This is a genomic window from Reinekea sp., from assembly GCF_982785585.1.
The window spans coordinates 1-17121 of sequence record NZ_CEYAVF010000013.1; the positions used below are offsets into that span (position 1 = coordinate 1).

Here is a 17121-nt window from a genome sequence, read left to right on the forward strand (position 1 = left end):
TTGCTGGCCGGAAATGTTGGCGTGAATCGTGATAACGTCAATGCTGCCACGGGCCATATCTTTACTGAAAAAGAAATCGTTCGATTCTTTATTGGCAATCCAGATCCAACAAAGTATCCGAGGAACTGGGGCATAGAGCACATCTCTCATGGCGCTAGCATGGAGAAGGTCTTACAAGCCGTCTATGGTTTTGACTACCGAACACTGTATGGTCAGTTTTTTAGGAATAAAGTGAATAGTCCCGAAATGGCTTATGACTATGAGGATGCATTATTCAACCGAAAAGCCAATCACGACTGCTTGAATAGGTATTTCTCCGATTGTGACTGACCCCTCAATATAGAATGAGCAGGGTGCTATGCTGCAGCGGCACTTTAAGAAGACTCGGAGATTAACCTAATGCGATACCTATTTCTTGCTTCTACCCTGCTACTGTATACCTTTTCCTTTGCAGAGAATTACAGCGCTTTGCCTTTAGAGCAAATTGCACCTAAACCTTCTTTCGATATCAACAATAGGTATAACAGAGCCTATCCCGATACCCTCTACTCTGTTGATGTCGTGGCCGGCGGCGGTAACTATCCGTATCGCTTTGAATTAATTGAAGCGCCCGCTGACGTACAGTTGGACGAGTCCATTGGCACCATTCGTTGGGCCAATCCGGTCGAACGCGACGCCCTGTATCGCTTCAAGGTTGCTATCAGTGACAGTTCAGTAGAACCCCAAACCCTTACCGCAATCTGGGACGTTAAGGTTACCAAAGAAGGGTTTATGTTCGTCGACAGTAAGAATGGCAGCAACGGCGGTTCCGGTACCATTGACGATCCGAAGTTAGACTTTTCAGATGTCTATGGTGGGCTGAGTTATGAGAGCAAGTATTCGGAACGCAACAAAAATAAATTTATCTATTTCAGATCTGGTAGGTATAAGTTTGATGGTTACAAGGAAGACGCTCGGATTCAATGGACTAATCGCCAGCCAGTGGTATTTCTAACCTACCCCAAAGAAGTGGTCGAGTTTGATATGTCGACAACCCACCTACGCTCTGATACGACACTGGATAACTTCTATCTTGAAGGCGTTCGCGTTTTTCAAATATCCAATAGCGAAGAAACCACCCATGAATTTCATATGGGTTTTAGAATCAGTGGCGGTTCCAAAGATGTGGTATTCCGAAATAACCGTTTTCAGAACCTGATCAGTTCAAGAGATTCCTGGAATCAGTCTGTCATTATGGCCAATCATGAGGGAGCCGGACGACGGTGGGCTTTTTTAAATAACTACTTCGGTAATATCATGCATGGTTTTGGAATACTGGCCTATACGATAGATCATGTCGCTGTGCAGCGAAATTCCTTTGTCTCATTTGCCGACCCAGCCGGGCAGGGTACCTCGCATGCGATAGGCATTAAGATGAACAGTGAGAACTGGTATGTAAATGAAAATACCTTCGATGACATCGACAATAATGCCATCTGGTTGTACAACGCGAAACAGGGAGGCGAAAGCTATGGCAATATCGATGTCAGTTATAATCGCATTGAAACCAGCGGCGCTGGCTTCGGCATCACCTTCAATGATAAGAACACGGATATCGATTTGCCGCTCTACATCTATCGAAACAACATTATCGGCAACGTGCGCTTTATTAAGGTTGCCGCAGACACCCCAAATATCATTTTGAAAGACAATGCTATAGAGAGCTATGACGCCGAGGTATTTTCCTGTGAAGGCTGTAGCGATGAGTCGAGTGTTATCACCCAAGGCAACCAATTTTCGACTGAAAGGGGTAGCTTGTTTCGGGATCGAGATGGAACGGTAGGTGCCATTTCGAAAGATACCTTTTCCTCTAGCGTTGGCGCAGACATCGTATATGAGCTAAATCAACCGAAAAATTTAGAGCCTAGGTTGGAAACAAATTAACCTCAGTCACTGCTCGTAACCGATCTTTCTGACGCGGGTCGATCGAGCCGGTTTCTGAATCCTTGCGGCGTTCAGATGCCAGCTCAAGCTGGCTCGCTCCTGTTAGCTTCTTCGGGTGTTTGCCATAGGTAATCGATTATCGTCGGCTGTTAATTGGCTCTTGACCACACGTAATTTACCGGATTTTTCACGTTCTATCGTGTTCACTAATTCGAGTGATATTTGCATGGCAGCTGATATTTTGGTGCGAACAGCCACTTGAATATCCCGCCCTATAGTGTTGTTGAAATTAGCCGTCGGAATTATTCTAATTGTCAGATGGTCTAACCGGTCCTGTAAAACTTGAAATTGCTTAAACACGGCGCGCTGTTCTTGCATCTTTTCAAAGATGTATATTATCGCCTCAGGGTGAATAGACCGTCCCTCGGGGGTATGGATAATATCGTAAGCCCGCCCGTGCACCCTGGATAAGACCGGTAGGCCTCTGCCGCAACTGCAACCACCCGGGGCGAGGGTGGCGTAGTCACCCAGCTTATAGCGGATTAACGGAGTGGCATAGTTGTGCAAATCGGTCAGCACAATCTCACCTGTGCCATGGTTGTAGGTGATGCCGTCACGTTCAACTTGAACCAACAGATTACTGGCCATGACATGCAGAGCGCCCTGTTCACATTCATGGGCAATGGATCCGACCTCCCCACAACCGTATTCATTGAAAACCTTAACCGCAAAACCCTGTTCGATATCGTGGCGATCGAGCTCAGACAACACCTCAGACGTGGTTATGACCGCCTTTAAACTCGGCAGCGGGGCCAAATTGGTGTGCTTTATATAATTAGCAAAGAGGCGAATGGCGCTGACATAGCCATATAGATAGGCGGGTTTGACTAGCAGTAAGTGGCGGTAATAGCCGGCCATGTCGGCGTCAGTCATATCAAAGGCCGACAAGCGATAGCGGTTGGCCACTAGGTCGGTGATCCCCGCCATAAACTTAGCCCTGTTGCTGTGCGGGATACCCCAGAATCGTGCCTGTTTAGCGCCAACCTGAATGCCGGCCCATTCATAACTTAGTGCGGTGGCCACTCGCTCACGGGCCAGCGCGGATACATTTTTATAGAGCTTAACCGGTTCGCCGGTAGAGCCTCCGGTGGTCTTGATTCTTGACGACAAGTGAACCTTGCCCGACAGCTCTTGGTGATGGCCAATCAAATCTTGCTTGGTGAGCACAGGCAAGGTGTTATAAAAACGCTGAAAGTCCTCAAGGGCGTGAATTTGGCGACAATCGAGATGGGCGTCAGCAGGCAACATTCTCCGATAGTAGGGTTTGTGGTGCACCGCATGCCCTAGCAGTGCGGTGAATTGTCGCAGCTGATACCGAAATAGACTATCGGTACTCTGATACTGCTGGCTGCGGTATAAACCCTGATACAAAAAATGAAACTCACCCGTGAAGGCGGTTGCTGGATAGTATAAGAACAATTTGTTGAGCAGTGGGTTCATGCCGCCCCCTGAGCCAGGGATTGGATGAGCATCGAATAGGCGTTGCCGACCTTGATGGCGCTGTATTTTTCTGCCACCAGTGCCTGCGCGCGACGGCCAGCGTCAGCGCCCATGTGGCCCTCTGACAATAGGGCAATGGCTGCCCCATATGACCGGCTGTCATTGGCAATAAAGGCATTCAGTTGATCAGTGACATCAATACCTTCAAATGCCAGGCTATTGCCGATAACCGGTATTGCGTTGGCCATAGCGTCCAGAACCTTGAGCTTGGTGCCGCCGCCATCGAAGATGGGCGAGATAAAGGCTAGGGCGTTGCGGTAATACAGGCCTATATCCTCAACATAACCGTGTAAACGAACCCGTTCTGAACCGGCTACCAAGAGAATCATGGTTTTAGAGGGATACTTGCCAATAATATCCAAGCTTAAATCCTTGTACTGTGCAGCCAGGGTAGGCCAGATATTCCGGAGGAACCATTCAATGCCCTTCTTATTGGGATACCAATTCAAACCCCCAACGAACAACAGCTTGTTCTTGTCTGGACTCCTTTGGCTTTGCTCTGGAACGGAAACCGAATTGGGCACGATAGAGACCCTAGTGGCCTCTACCCCGAGCGCTTCGATCCGTTTTTTGTCATCTTCAGAGCAGACGATATTGTGGCTAACCTTGCCCAGGTTGTTGCTATCGAAATGCATGATTTTTCGCGCTTCATCAAAGAAGAGAATTTTTTTAAGCCAGTTGCGTTCTTGTTGAGCTCGGCGCCGCATCATATGGTGTTCCGCATTATGGTGGTTTACCACGACCGGAACATTAAGGTTCATCGGCAGTAGGGGTAGTAATGCGGCGGTATCCAAATGGATCAAATCATAGTCTTGAGCCAAGAGAAGCTTGTGAATCAACTCCTTGGCGGCTTCCGATGCTAGCCAGCTAACCGAATAGGGTCTATTTGTGAGCGTGGACCGGATAAGGGTGGCCAGGCGATGAAGTGCTGAGCGTTCCGAGGGGATATTCACCGTGTAGAGCGTACGGACAAGGCTGGTTAAGGCTGCGCGCGATCGTTCAAGCCCAAGCGCCAGGGAGGGTGAATAGGCCCGTACCAGTCTAGGTTGGATCAATGCGACCAGGTCAACATGATGCGCTATCACGCATGCCGTTAAAAGATTTGAGGTTCTAATTAACAGCCCACCCTTTGCCGGGTAGGGTACAAAATGGTTAATCCAGAGTACTTTCATCGGGTGCTCCTTGGGTAGCGGCTGGCCAAACCAACCGAGTAACGGGCGGTGTTTGCCACTAGGTTATTTATTACTACCTTTGCCTGCGCTAAGCAGTGCTTTGAATTCTAGGGAATTGTTGGCCAGACTTTGGTAGGTGCCCTGATCCTCAATTTTACCCAGCTTAAACACGAAAATATTATCGGCATTCTCTACCGTGGTCAGTCTATGCGCGATCATGACGATGGTTCTGGTTTGCGCTAAGCTCAGTATGTCATTCATAATGAGTTGTTCCGTGACATTATCCAAAGCGCTTGTCGCCTCATCTAATACCAATATAGCGGGGTCTTGGTATAGCGCCCGGGCAATGCCGATACGTTGTTTTTGGCCACCACTGAGTTTTGCGCCCCGCTCACCCAGCTTGAAGTTGAAGCCACCGTCACACTCTGCTATGAAGTCGTAAATATTTGCCAGCTGAGCCGCCTTTTTTAGCCGTATCGGGTCGACCTCTAATTCGGGTATGCCGAGGGCGATATTTTCTTGAAAGGATGCATCCAAGATAAATATAGTCTGTGCCACGTAGCCAATCTTCTGGCGCCAAGCTTTAATATTCTGTTTATCGAGCGCAATGTCGCCGACCGTAATGGAGCCACATGTTGGCACGAGTAGGGCGAGCAGCAAATCTACCGCAGTGCTTTTTCCGGCGCCTGAGGTGCCGACAAAGGCGGTGATCTTATTTTTTGCAATGCGCAAATTACACCGAGCCAAGGCAAACTTAGCGGTATTCGGATAGCGGAATGCCACATCGTTAAAAACAATGTCGCCCTCTGGTGCGGGTTCATTCCCGAGTGTTCTGAGCGGGCTATCGTGAGCTGTGCTTTTTTCAATCTCGTGAGCGAGGGCAAGCACCACCGAACCATTTGCTCTAATCTGCGAGTAGGCCCTATAGATCGACTGAGCCGCCGGCAGCAGCTTGTAACCCGCCATGGCATAGAGGCTGATGGTGCTCAGGGCCTCATTGGCGGTACCCGAGGTGAGTAAGATGTAGATCGACAAGCCCAGAATAGAGGCGAACACCACGGTCTCAACCATAAACCGGGGTAAGTCGCCTGCCAGGGCAATATAGGCCGACGCGGACAGCCCACGCACGGTCACCCGATCAACTTGCTGCTTATAATAGTCTTCTGTGCCCTTGAGTTTAACTTCCTTAATCCCGCCTATGCTTTCGTCCAATAACTTCAATTTTGTAAGGTTGAGTGTGCTAATCAAATTGCCGCTCTCAACCACTCTTGACCGGATCAGCTTAAAGATTAAAAAGTATACCGACCCAACGATTGCTGTTGCTGTTAAGGCAATGCTGATATCGATAATCAATAGGCCAACTATAATGAGCGCTGCAATAAAGAGCTGCGAGATAAGGGTGAGTATGGGTTGCACAACCATATAGACCATTCTTGGGATTTCTTGGGTAATTTGCGAGGTTAAGCGCGAGCTGTTATTAATGGCAAAGAAGGTGTAGTCATTATCGAGATAGCTTTTATAAATAGTCCGTTGGACATGGGCGCCCAGGCGCATTGATATTTGAAATAGTTTCCATAAGCTGTATGACGCTATGCTGTTGCTGACGATAATAAGGAGGATGACGAACAGTGCATAGGTGACGATAAATTGACTGTCCGATTCGAAAGCATAAAGATTGAACAGGAAGGTGAGGTAGGTATTAGTGGTGATAAAGCCCGGGTTGCTCACCATGGTAATAAAAGGCGCGATCGAGGCTATGCCAGCAACTTGGAACAGCGCCGTGAGCAAAAAAAGAATCTGCAAGAGCAGAACTCGCGTTCTATTTTTTTTGCCAATCAATCTAAACAGGGACCCGTAAAGCATTTTCATGTGGCTTGTGCTCGACATATAAGTTGTCATTATTATGCCGTGGGCGGCATGCTCAGGTTTAGCGGATACGCTGCGCTCTCTTCTCCTATGGTCCAGCCGTCATGGCGCTATAGAGCGCCATGGTTTGCTCGCTGTTTTTTTTCGCATGGTGAGAAAAGTTTTCGGTTGCAACCGAAAAATCTGCAATGCCGGTGAGCGTTTTGTAATAGCTAGCCGGGCTGTTGGGCTGAGTTAATAACGCTGTGTTGTAGTCCGCCAGTTCAGACAGGCCACCGATATTGTGCGCGATCAAGAGCGTATCCAGGGCCAAGGTTTCCAGCGCGACCATGGGCAAGCCCTCATGATCGGAGCAGATAAGGACTGCATCCAAGGCTGCTATGATGCTCGGGATATCGTCACGATGGCCATGGAATGTGACCCGTTCCACTATGTTTAAGGCGCGCGCCTGGCTCTCCAATAGCAGCCTACACGGACCAGCACCGATTATATGAAACTGAAAATCACTGTTGTTTTCCTGTCTTAGACGCGCCGCAATCTTGAGGAATATATCGATACGCTTGATCGGTACTAACCGGCCGATAATGCCCAGGTGTCTTTTGGTGGGATGCACGTCCCTGAAGTCAACCGGTCCGATCTGGGCTCTTAACGCCGCTACGTCGACGCCGTTAGGCACTGTGCTGATTCGGAGGCCGGGATAGTCGATCGCCAGATGGTCTCGCAGTTCGTGCGAAACCGCTATAAAGAGGTCTTGATAGTGTCGGCCGACCCACCGTTCCAGACTCCGTTGTAATCGGGTCTGCCAATTACCCGAAAACTCAGGCGCACCGTGTACTGTTCTGACGCAACGTGCTCTGACGGTTGTTGCATTGGCTAGGGCGCCGAGGATGTTTTCTTTTTGGCGATGGGTATGAACCACATCGGGTTTTAGCTGTCGTATATGAGCACGTAGACTGGTGAATATTTTCCTGCTCGACAGTTTTGCCTCATCCAATATGGTCACGTCTATATCGTCGGCGCGTAATCGTTTCGCCAGTTCGCCCTCGTTTAACAAGATGGCGCTCACGTCGCACAAGGGTCTGAGGTTTTTTAACAGGGTATGGGCCTGTGCCTCAGCGCCGGCCCATAGATCGCCGGATAGGATATGCAGAACCCTGAGTCGTGTGCCGGGCGTTAAATTAGACATGTAAACAACATCCTTGTTTAGATATACTGCAGCCGATTATGCCTCAAAAATAAGGTAGTTTGAAGGGCTTAAGCCATCTTAGAAACATGTCAAAAGGAGTTGCAATCGTGATTATTTTATTTTTTTGGTTCTGTGTTTTTTGTTCGCTCTACAGCTATTTTTTGTACCCGTTGCTGTTGCTTATTGGGGTTAAAAAATATGCCAAAGCGTCGGTAATAACCAATCCAAGGACGGATCATTTGCTGAACTATTCGCTCATTGTTACTGCCTATAATGAAGCGCAGCGGATCGAAGAGAAAATTATTAATTTACTCGCCTTACAGTTTGATCCGGCGCGCTTAGAACTCATCATCGCCTCCGATTGCAGCGACGATGGTACCGACGCCCTAGTGGCCAGCTTCTCGGATCGCGGCATAGTATTGGTACGGGCCCCGCAACGATTGGGCAAGGAAAACGCGCAGTGGTCGGCGATCCAACGGGCCACTGGCGATGTCCTCGTGTTCTCCGATGTCGCCACTTTGATGCAGGTCGATGCGATCGAGAAATTGGATCGGCACTTTCAACGGGGCGATGTCGGCGCCGTCTCCAGTGAGGACAGGTTTGTCGGCACGCAGGGCGCGGTTGCCGGAGAGGGCTTTTATGTCCGGTATGAAATGTGGTTGCGCCGTCAGGAAAGTCGCTTAGGCGGGTTGGTAGGACTCAGTGGCTCCTTTTTCGCGGCTCGTCGGGACCTGTGCCGGCAATGGGATATCCATTCTCCGTCGGACTTTAACACCGCGCTTAATTGTGCCCGGGCCGGTTTGCAATCGATCTCGGCGCCCGATGTATTGGGTTTTTATGCGGATTTAAAAGATCCGAGTAAAGAATATACGCGCAAGGTGCGCACGGTGTTGCGCGGTATGACCGGGTTGTCACGCCACCTTGAGGTGCTCAATGTGAGTCGGTTTGGATTCTATGCCGTCCAAGTATTCAGCCACAAACTGATGCGTTGGGCTGTGCCCTGGTTTCTGCTTGCGCTGTTGTTGGTGTCGGCGAGCCTAGCCGGTGTGGGCGGATTTTATCGACTCGCCCTGATCGGCCAGATACTGTTTTACGCCACGGCCGGTCTTGCCCATCTCAGTGAGCGGATGCGCGCATTGGCGCCCATTCGTTTGATCTATTTTTTTGTCCAGGTCAATCTAGCGCTGATGGATTCGGCGCTAAAGTTTTTCTCTGGCACCCGCATGACCACATGGAAGCCATCGGCCCGATGAGGTGGCAGAGTTTGCCACCGGCCGGAAATACCATTCGGCTGGACAGCAGTGCTGAATCCTTAGGTCAGTTACTACCCGGCTATCAGTTGGTTTGGTTGAACTCCGGCACCGCCGCGCTCGCCTTTAGTTTAGTGCAACTAAAAATGCGCTATCCAGCGGTGTCGCAACCGGAAGTTATTATCCCCGGTTACTGTTGTCCCGATCTAGTCGCGGCAGCTCTGTTCGCGGGTTTCATACCCAGGGTCGTCGATATCTGTGTCGATGACCCCAGCTACGATCTCGCGCAGCTGGAATGCGCCTTAACGCAGCGTACCCTAGCAGTGATCGCCATTAACTTCTTGGGCATTACCGAGCGACTGACGGAAATTCGGCAATTGCTCGCACCGTGGCCCAAGGTCGGGCTTATAGAGGACAATGCCCAATGGTTTCCCGATGCGCATGAGGTCGCTGGCCTGCAGGGTGATTACGTGACCTTCTCGTTCGGCCGCGGTAAGGCCGTGAGTTTGTTGGGTGGCGGTCTGGTGGCGGTAAAAGAGGGGCTAGCGTTATTCGACCTTAAGTTGAGTACCGAGGCCGGGAGCCCAAGCTGGCGCCTCAAGGTAAGGCTCTTGGCTCTCCTGTCGCAGCCTTGGGCATACTATTGGATGGAGCAACTGCCCTTTCTAAAACTGGGTGCGACGCGCTACCACGCCTTGGACAACATTTGTCTGATGTCAGCTGCCAAGCTGCTGCGGGTTCGGGCCAATGTGACTCACTACCGCTCATTAAGCCGTTTCGCTGAACAGGGATTGAAAGCGCGCATCGCTTCTACGCACAATGGTTTGCATGCACTGTTGACCAGCCCGCGCTGTCGACGCCTGCTGCGTTTTCCATTGCTAAGCCACCGGTCGGCGGATCGCGCCAGGCTGACTGAGAATTCGGCACTGCGTGGGCTGGGTGTGAGTCGGCTGTACAACGGTGCGCTGTCCGAACTTGAGGGAATAGCTGAATTGGCCTTGCAGATGGGGCCTTTGCCCAATGCCGTGAGCTTCGCCCGCCGGCTGCTAACCTTGCCCACGCACCAACAGGTTAAAGCGTGTCACCTAGCAGCTATCACAACGCTAGTCGCAACGGATAAATGATCAGACGCGAGGCAACATACTTGCCGTGGCCCTAGCCCGCCACCGCGCGTCGATGTTCTCTTATCTCCTCATTCTCTGGCTCAATCCCTAAGGCCGCATCCAGTATCTGCAAGGCTTTTGCTGGTTGGCCATTGAGATGCAAGATCCAGCCATAGGTATCCAACACCGCGGCAGAACCCGGCGCCAGTTCGGCCGCTGCTGCCGCGTAGAGTAGGGCCTGAGCGGGATCCTCGCTACGGACCAGCCAGGCCAGGTTGTTGAGTGCCGGCACCCACTCTGGATTTGCGGCCAGTGCCTGTTGGTATTGGCTGCGGGCCAATTCGCTGGCACCATTGGCCATGCTGATGCCCGCTAGGGCGCTCAAGGCCTCAGCATTGTTAGGCTGTTCCGCGATGAGACCCTGCAATCGTTTCCGCGCGCCCGGCTCATCGGCCAGCTGAATATCGATCTTGGCTGCTAGCAGGGTCAGTTGGCTGTTGTTGGGCATCAACGCGATAGCCCGATCAACCGTCTTTAAGGCGCCCGCCCAGTCGCCCGCCTCGGCCTGAGCAATGCCCTCCGCACGCAACACATTGGCCCTGATGGCATGCGCTCGGGGCAGGTCGCTGCTGTGATATTGGCTAGCAAGCGTCTGGGCCGCCGCCAACTGACCTTGATTAATCAGCAACTCGACTGCGGCCGCATGCAACGGCAAGGCAATGTCCGGGCGGGCCTCGGCCTGTTCGATCAACCAGATCGGCAGTGTATCGACCGGCAAGGATTGTGCCTTGGCCGCCACCAAAGACTGCACCAGGCCACTGTTGGTCGGACTGACGCGAATCGCCTCCAGCCAGAGCTCGGCGGCGCGATCCGGTTCACCGTTCTGCTGATGCAGCCTAGCCAGGGCAGATATGACATTGGGATTATTGGGCACCCGTGTGTGCAAGGTCGCCAACAGGGCGATGGCTGAACGACTGTTACCGAGCTGGACATCGGCCACGGCCATCAGCCACATCGCCGAGGGGTCGGTTGCGAACTCGGCGCCGATGCGCTCGCGCACGGTCTGTATTTCGGTGGTCTGTTGTTGCCTAACCAGCAGCGTCAGGTACAGCCCGGTGCTCGACCAGTCTTGGATATTCTCGGCAAAGGCTGTGCGCAGTTGCGCCAGGGCGGGTTCCATGCGTGCCTGGCCGACATAGTATTGCGCCAGCAGTAGATGTAAGCGGGTTTTACTGGGATCCAACCGCAGGGCCTTGCGCAGGGCTTGCACCCCCTGTTGTTCCTGCTGGTTGTTTAAGCAAATCACACCGTATAGGGACAGCAGCCCCAGGTCATCGGGCCGGGCCAGTAGGGCCCGTTGCAAGACCGCCAAGGCTTGGTCGGCTTTGCCCTGCTCGGCCTGAGCCAGTGCGGTCGCCTGAATCAGGGTCACCGGCGCGGTTTCGGCATTGAGGTTGGCCGACAGCAGCGCTTCAGCGCTTGCCAGATCACCCTCTTCGAAGTTAATTAGACCCAATAGCAGGGCGGCCTGCTGGTTATCTGGGAACTGATTGAGAATCTCTGCAAAAGCATCCTTGGCCGTCGCCAAGTCACCGATGCTGGCGGCGGCTAGGGCATCCTTATATTGCTGGCGGGCAAGGAAGGCTTCCGGATTGGCCGTGCGGATCAGACGGCTGTATTCCAGTGCCTCGGCCGGGCGACCCTGAGCGGTTAAGACAGTGCTGAGCAGCTCTAAAACCTGCAGCCGGTCGCTTAACAGCATATCGGTCTCGGGCAGGTGCACCAGCGCTTCGGTAAGCGCTGCCGCTGCGGCCTCGAGTCGGTTGGCGTTATAGGCCAGGCGGGCGTCGTAATAGAGCATAATCGGGTCGTTGGGCCACTGCGCCAAGAGTTGGGTAGTCCACTGCTGCGCTTCGTCGTGGAGCCTGCTTTGCAATAACAGGGAAACAAATTCCCGCTTGGTGCTCAGGGTCGTGGCCGGGTTATTGACGAGCACGCGATACTGTTTTAATGCCTCCTGTTGATGGCCCGCCAGATAGGTCTGCAGGGCCTGTAATCGGTTAAATTCCGCCTGTTCGAGGGTGTTAGGCTGCCAGCCGGCCAGCAACTCTTGGGCCGAAATGGTTTTACCTTGCAATAACAGCACCTCAGCATAGGCCAGGCGAATGGCATCGATACTGTCGCTTTGGTTTTTGAAGAGCGCCTCGGCCTGGTTTGGGCTACCAATACGCGTTAGTAAGCGCGCGTAGTGCACGATCAAGAGGGGATCGCTTGGGTCGGCCTGTAAAGCATTGCGAATCTCAATTAGCGCGGCGCGAAATTGGCCCTGCTGTTCATAGCGGACACTGCGATCCAAAAAGCTGGCGGCCTTTTCGACCTGAGTATTGTCTGAGCAAGCGATCATAAAGCTCAAGACATAGAGCGCAACAAGAGTGGTGATCGATAATTTACGCATGGAATTCGCTCCCCTAGCTATGATCGATAAACAGATTATATTTTTTCAGTAGGTCGTACAGGGTCGGCCGGGTGACTCCCAATAACTTGGCGGCGGACGATATGTTGCGCTGACTGAGCGCCAGCGCGGAATGAATGGCCTCCACCTCGGCATTCTTGCGCGCTTCTTTTATATTGATCGCCAGGGGCTTGCGGGTCGGCGCTTGCAGGGCCAGGTCGGCGGCCTGGATCAGGGTGTTCTCTGCCAAGACCACGGCCCGCTTGATACGGTTTTCGACCTCCCGAATATTCCCCGGCCAACTGTAGTGACCGATGGCCTGCAGGGCATCATAGGAGAACACCATCGGCTTTACCGCGACCTCTTGGCAATAGCGCTTGAGTATATGATGGGCGATTAGGATCGGGTCGTTACCGCGTTCGCGCAGCGGCGGTATATCGATCACAATTTCACAGATCCGATAAAACAAATCTGCGCGGAAGGTGCCCGCCTGCACCATCTGCTGCAAGTTTTTATTGGTCGCACAAACAACACGCAAATCGATGCGTATTTCCTTTCGGCCGCCCACGCGCTCGATCATCCGCTCCTGTAAAAAGCGCAGTACCTTGGCCTGCAGAGCCAATGGCATATCGCCAATTTCATCGAGAAATAGGGTGCCGCCCATCGCCTGTTCGATCTTGCCGATATTGCTCGTGCTGGCGCCGGTAAAGGAACCCTTTTCATAACCAAAGAGTTCACTCTCGATTAGATTTTCCGGTACGGCGGCGCAATTTATCGCCACAAAGGGTCGGTCGCGGTCAGCGCTTTGACTATGGATAGCACGTGCCAATACCTCCTTGCCGGTACCGCTTTCACCGAGCAGGGTGGCGGTGATTTTGCTTTGGGCAATCTTGTCGATCATCCGGCAGATATTGCGCATTTGGGGATTGGCAGTGATGAGTCCAGGTAAGGGTTCAGAGGCATCGAGCGATTGGCGGTTTTCCCATTCCAGTTGTGCCAGATGAAATGCCCGTTCGACAACGTGATCGAGTCGGTCGGTATCGAGCGGTTTTAAATAGAAATCAAAGGCGCCTAAGGAGATCGCCTTGAGCGCATTGCGATGTTCATCTTTACCAGTTAGCACGATAATTTTACTGCGCGGTGCAATGCTCAGGACCGCAGCGATGCAACGAAATCCCTCGCTGACGCCTTCGGCATCGGGTGGTAAACCCAGGTCCTGAATGATGACCCGCGGCTGGTATTGGCGCACGAGCGTCAGCGCTTCCTGGACGGTGCTCGCCGTTACCAGGGTGGTTGCGAGTCCATCAAAATGCCATTTAAATTGGCTCTGCAAGCCCTCGTCGTCTTCAATAATTAATAGCGTTCTGGCTGACAGGTCCATGTCTTGTTTCCTTTAGCTAAAGGTTATTTCGAAGCGCGTTCCCACACCCTCTGTGCTGTGTACCCTAAGACTAGCGCCGAGCTGCTCAAGATAGGACTTGGTCAGATAGGCACCAATGCCTAAGCCCTTGCCCGCCTTGGTGCTTGAAAAGGGTCGGAACAGCTCTTCATTGATGAACCTCTGACTCATACCCCGGCCGTTATCGGCGACCACCAGCAGACCACAGCCTTGGCGCAGTTGAGCGCTTATGGTCACCTGGCCATTCTGACCGGTAGCCTCTTGCGCATTGCGCACGAGGTTTTTGATAGCCAGGATTAGGCGCTGTTTATCCGCATTGATGGAGAAATTGTGCTTAACCCGCAAAATGGGCAAGGGATTGAAGCGCGCGCATTCCTCATAGAGCTGCGTGAGCAGAGTGCTAACTGAAAAGGCCGTGCGCTGTTCCTTAGCGGCCAGGTTGAATTTTTGTACCAGGCCCTGCATTCGGCCGATAGCATTTTCGACCGTCTTGATCATATCGTCGACAAAGGCAGGGTTGGCCTTATGGCGCTCGGCATTCTTGCCAAGCAATGCCAGCTGGGCGATGACATTATTGATATCGTGCATAATAAAGGCAGCTAGCCGGTGGTATGTCTCCAACTGCTTGGCGTCACTGATGATTTTTTCTTGCTGGTGGAGCACTATATGGCTGGCCATTTGGCTGCTGATATTGGTAAGCAAATCGCGGTCTTCAAAGGTGATCTCGGTTTGGCTTTTGGGCCGGTTTAGGATGGCAAAGCCGATCAGACGTTGTTGAATAATCAATGGTGCGACCAACCAAATGTCGGCATTGGCCTTGATCCAAGTCGGCAATAGGTGGTTGTGCTCAGCCATGCTTTGCGTGCCGGTGTGTGGTGCGTAAATCCAGGCTTTACTCAGCATGGTGCGGACAAAGGGTACGCTGGTCGGCAGTGCAGCCGGGGCATCGCTTAGGCATGGGCTTAGGGTCATTTCACGCAGTTCAGCGCCCTGGTCGATCCACAGTCCACCCGGCTCAGCGCGCATGGCGGTGCACAGGGTCAACAAGGCCTGCGCATAATAGTCGCCTTGCTGGTTGTGCAGCTCCGAGACCCGACGGTTGGCGTTGAGCCACTCTAGGCGGTAGTCGTACTTGAGCGCGAAAAAGTGTTTGCTAACGAAAACTTCAAAATGCTGCCGCAGGGTTCGCGAAATGATTAGGGTGAACAGTAATAGCAGAGCCATAACCAAGGCTAGGGTAAAGAGGTAGGTGGCGAGAAACCCGGGCCTGTCTAGATAGACGCTGCTCAGCGCGACCGCGCCGATTAACAAGATGGCTAGGATTAGCGTGGTGGAAAAAAAGGCCGCCGGGCGCGATACGGTAAACAGATAGTGGCCATCACCGCGTTCGTTGAACAGGAGCGCACCTATGGTCAGCGCCAAGGATACACTGAAGGCCAGCGCCGCCCTTGCTTGCCACAATGCGCTGGGAATGGCTTGGGTCACTAGGCTGTAGCCGTAAATGACTAGATCGAAGGCAAAGAGAAAGCTAAGACCCAGTCCGATGAGTTTCATCATGCGATGGCTATCGAGGTTGCGGACCAGCTGCTCGGTAAACACCAGGGCCAGGGTGGCCAATAGGAGCAGTACCAGACTCAGGGCCATGGCCGAGCTATTAGCGAAGAAGAGTAGGTAAAAACCAGCCCCCACAATAATCGATGTGACCGCGACCAGCCCGAACAACTTTGTCGGCCAGTTAGGCAGGGGCGCGCGTTTAACCAAGAGCAAAATGAGGCAGAGCAGCCAAAGGACAAAGCGCATCAGCTCGGCACTGAGGATCAGAGTCGTATTCGTCCGGGCCATCGTATAGCTAACAAAAAGTGTCAATGCCCAGCTAAATTGACCCACGACACCGACCAGTAAGAGGCGCTTCCACGGTTGCTGAAGAGCCTGCACCAGTAACAGGCCGAGCAGACAACCGGTGCTGACTAAGGCCGATAAAAATGCAGTTTGGGTGACCGAAAAATAATCCATTATTCCGTCTCAGCATAACCGACTGGCAGTTATGTCCATCCATGAATGAGCAGTTTTAGTATAGACAGAAGAATTTTAAAATGTAGGCTTTTATGCCCCCTTGGCGAAAACCTTTACACCCTGAAAAAATTTGTCGGCTTATTTTGCAATCGTTTTGGAGGGAAATACTCGAGCCAAATTTTACCGTTTTCTCGGTCTTGATGGTCGCCAAATTGGTCGCTCTAAAGAGGGCGATTCTACAACGTCATCAGGCTAGAGTACGGTATGGAAAATGCTATTTAGCGGTGGCAACGATAAAGTCACTGTAATTGCCATACTGATCGAACACCGCGACTGCAAACTCATACAGCTTGGCGTCGTCATCGGTAGTTAAACCATGTTGGACTTCATTGGCAACCAATATAATGGTTTGGAACGGACCGTCGGGTAACTTACGGTAGCGGATTTCATAACCACCAATTTCCGCCTCAGGCATCGGTTCGTTATTTGCTCGCGTCAGCGGTCGTGACCAATAGAGTTGCACCGATTTGGACACCTTTGCGGGACCCTTGTCGGGCGGCAGGTCGATACCCGGTGCCTGGTTTGATGGTCCACCCGGATCGGGACCATTAAGTTTGCCCAGCTCGCAGGCGGTTAAAAACAGGGCGAGTAGTAGCACGCTCCAACGCATGGAGGCTGTTCCTTTGTGATGAATTTTGCCGCAGTGTGGCGATTTGAGAAATTAATACTGAGAACCTCATCACTTATTTACTGTTTTGCTGATTTTTTACGCTTTCAGAAGATGGGTGGCTTTATCTTTTTGACGCCTGTCGCCGCGATCCGGGATCGACGCGACAGGCGAAAGAGGTCTAGGCGGCACGCAACCTAACCCCATGACGTCGAGCGAGGCCGTGAATTCAATCGATCTTGGCGGTAACGAAGTCGCTGTAGAGGCCATCCAAATCAAATGCGGCCACCTCAAAGGTCATCTGCTCAGGCTGTTCGATGTCAAAAAAACTGTGTTGATCGATACTCGCATCGGTGATGACAAGATGGTGATAGCCGAGGTCATCGGCGCTCTTATAGCGAATTTCGTAACCGCCTAGTTCGGTTGCAGCCATCAGCTCACCATTGCCGCGTTCTAGCGGGACTGACCAGTACAGCGTTGCAGCTGAGGCTTGATCTGGTAATGGCTCTGGCGTAGGTGCTGGTGCTGGT

Annotated in this window: 13 protein-coding genes; 4 read left to right on the plus strand and 9 right to left on the minus strand. The window is 52.2% G+C overall.

Going from position 1 to position 17121, the window contains the following annotated elements; genetic code table 11:
• On the plus strand, positions 1–330 hold a 330-nt coding region (locus AC4FIC_RS06925), incomplete at its 5' end, for a hypothetical protein (RefSeq protein ID WP_490359385.1).
• Between the two features lie 69 nt (positions 331–399).
• The gene (locus AC4FIC_RS06930; protein WP_490359386.1) at positions 400–1923 is read left to right on the plus strand and encodes a right-handed parallel beta-helix repeat-containing protein; all 1524 of its coding nucleotides are present in this window, start codon (positions 400–402) and stop codon (positions 1921–1923) included.
• A 102-nt stretch (positions 1924–2025) separates the two neighbouring features.
• Here AC4FIC_RS06930 and AC4FIC_RS06935 read toward each other — a convergent pair whose 3' ends face one another.
• The 4 genes from AC4FIC_RS06935 to AC4FIC_RS06950 form a co-directional block, all read right to left on the minus strand.
• Positions 2026–3423: a phenylacetate--CoA ligase family protein gene (locus tag AC4FIC_RS06935; protein WP_476194774.1), complete on the minus strand. Its 1398-nt coding sequence runs from the start codon at positions 3421–3423 to the stop codon at positions 2026–2028.
• Entirely contained in the window at positions 3420–4655 is a 1236-nt protein-coding gene (locus AC4FIC_RS06940) for a glycosyltransferase family 4 protein (RefSeq protein ID WP_273283743.1), read from the minus strand. The genes AC4FIC_RS06935 and AC4FIC_RS06940 overlap by 4 nt, the downstream gene beginning before the upstream one ends.
• A 63-nt stretch (positions 4656–4718) precedes the next feature.
• The gene (locus AC4FIC_RS06945; RefSeq protein ID WP_273283741.1) at positions 4719–6524 is read right to left on the minus strand and encodes an ABC transporter ATP-binding protein; all 1806 of its coding nucleotides are present in this window, start codon (positions 6522–6524) and stop codon (positions 4719–4721) included.
• A gap of 85 nt (positions 6525–6609) precedes the next feature.
• Positions 6610–7707, minus strand: a complete 1098-nt coding sequence (locus tag AC4FIC_RS06950; protein ID WP_476194775.1) for a glycosyltransferase — start codon at positions 7705–7707, stop codon at positions 6610–6612.
• Positions 7708–7814: 107 nt separating this feature from the next.
• Here AC4FIC_RS06950 and AC4FIC_RS06955 point away from each other — a divergent pair, with 107 nt between their 5' ends.
• Together AC4FIC_RS06955 and AC4FIC_RS06960 are read left to right on the plus strand one after the other, a co-directional pair.
• Entirely contained in the window at positions 7815–8960 is a 1146-nt protein-coding gene (locus AC4FIC_RS06955) for a glycosyltransferase family 2 protein (RefSeq protein ID WP_273283738.1), read from the plus strand.
• Positions 8957–10081: a DegT/DnrJ/EryC1/StrS family aminotransferase gene (locus tag AC4FIC_RS06960; protein ID WP_490359387.1), complete on the plus strand. Its 1125-nt coding sequence runs from the start codon at positions 8957–8959 to the stop codon at positions 10079–10081. The genes AC4FIC_RS06955 and AC4FIC_RS06960 overlap by 4 nt, the downstream gene beginning before the upstream one ends.
• A gap of 31 nt (positions 10082–10112) precedes the next feature.
• Here the strand turns inward: AC4FIC_RS06960 and AC4FIC_RS06965 are convergent, their stop codons facing one another.
• From AC4FIC_RS06965 to AC4FIC_RS06985, 5 genes are all read right to left on the minus strand, one after another.
• On the minus strand, positions 10113–12515 hold the full coding sequence (locus tag AC4FIC_RS06965) for a tetratricopeptide repeat protein (protein ID WP_490359388.1): 2403 nt from the start codon (positions 12513–12515) through the stop codon (positions 10113–10115).
• A gap of 13 nt (positions 12516–12528) precedes the next feature.
• Complete coding sequence (gene prsR, locus AC4FIC_RS06970; protein ID WP_273283731.1) at positions 12529–13893, minus strand: PEP-CTERM-box response regulator transcription factor; 1365 nt, start codon at positions 13891–13893, stop codon at positions 12529–12531.
• A 12-nt stretch (positions 13894–13905) separates the two neighbouring features.
• Complete coding sequence (prsK, locus tag AC4FIC_RS06975; RefSeq protein ID WP_476194779.1) at positions 13906–15924, minus strand: XrtA/PEP-CTERM system histidine kinase PrsK; 2019 nt, start codon at positions 15922–15924, stop codon at positions 13906–13908.
• Between the two features lie 274 nt (positions 15925–16198).
• Positions 16199–16594, minus strand: a complete 396-nt coding sequence (locus AC4FIC_RS06980; RefSeq protein ID WP_100255849.1) for a hypothetical protein — start codon at positions 16592–16594, stop codon at positions 16199–16201.
• Positions 16595–16820: 226 nt separating this feature from the next.
• A partial coding sequence (locus AC4FIC_RS06985; RefSeq protein WP_476195479.1) for a hypothetical protein occupies positions 16821–17121 on the minus strand: 301 nt, incomplete at its 5' end.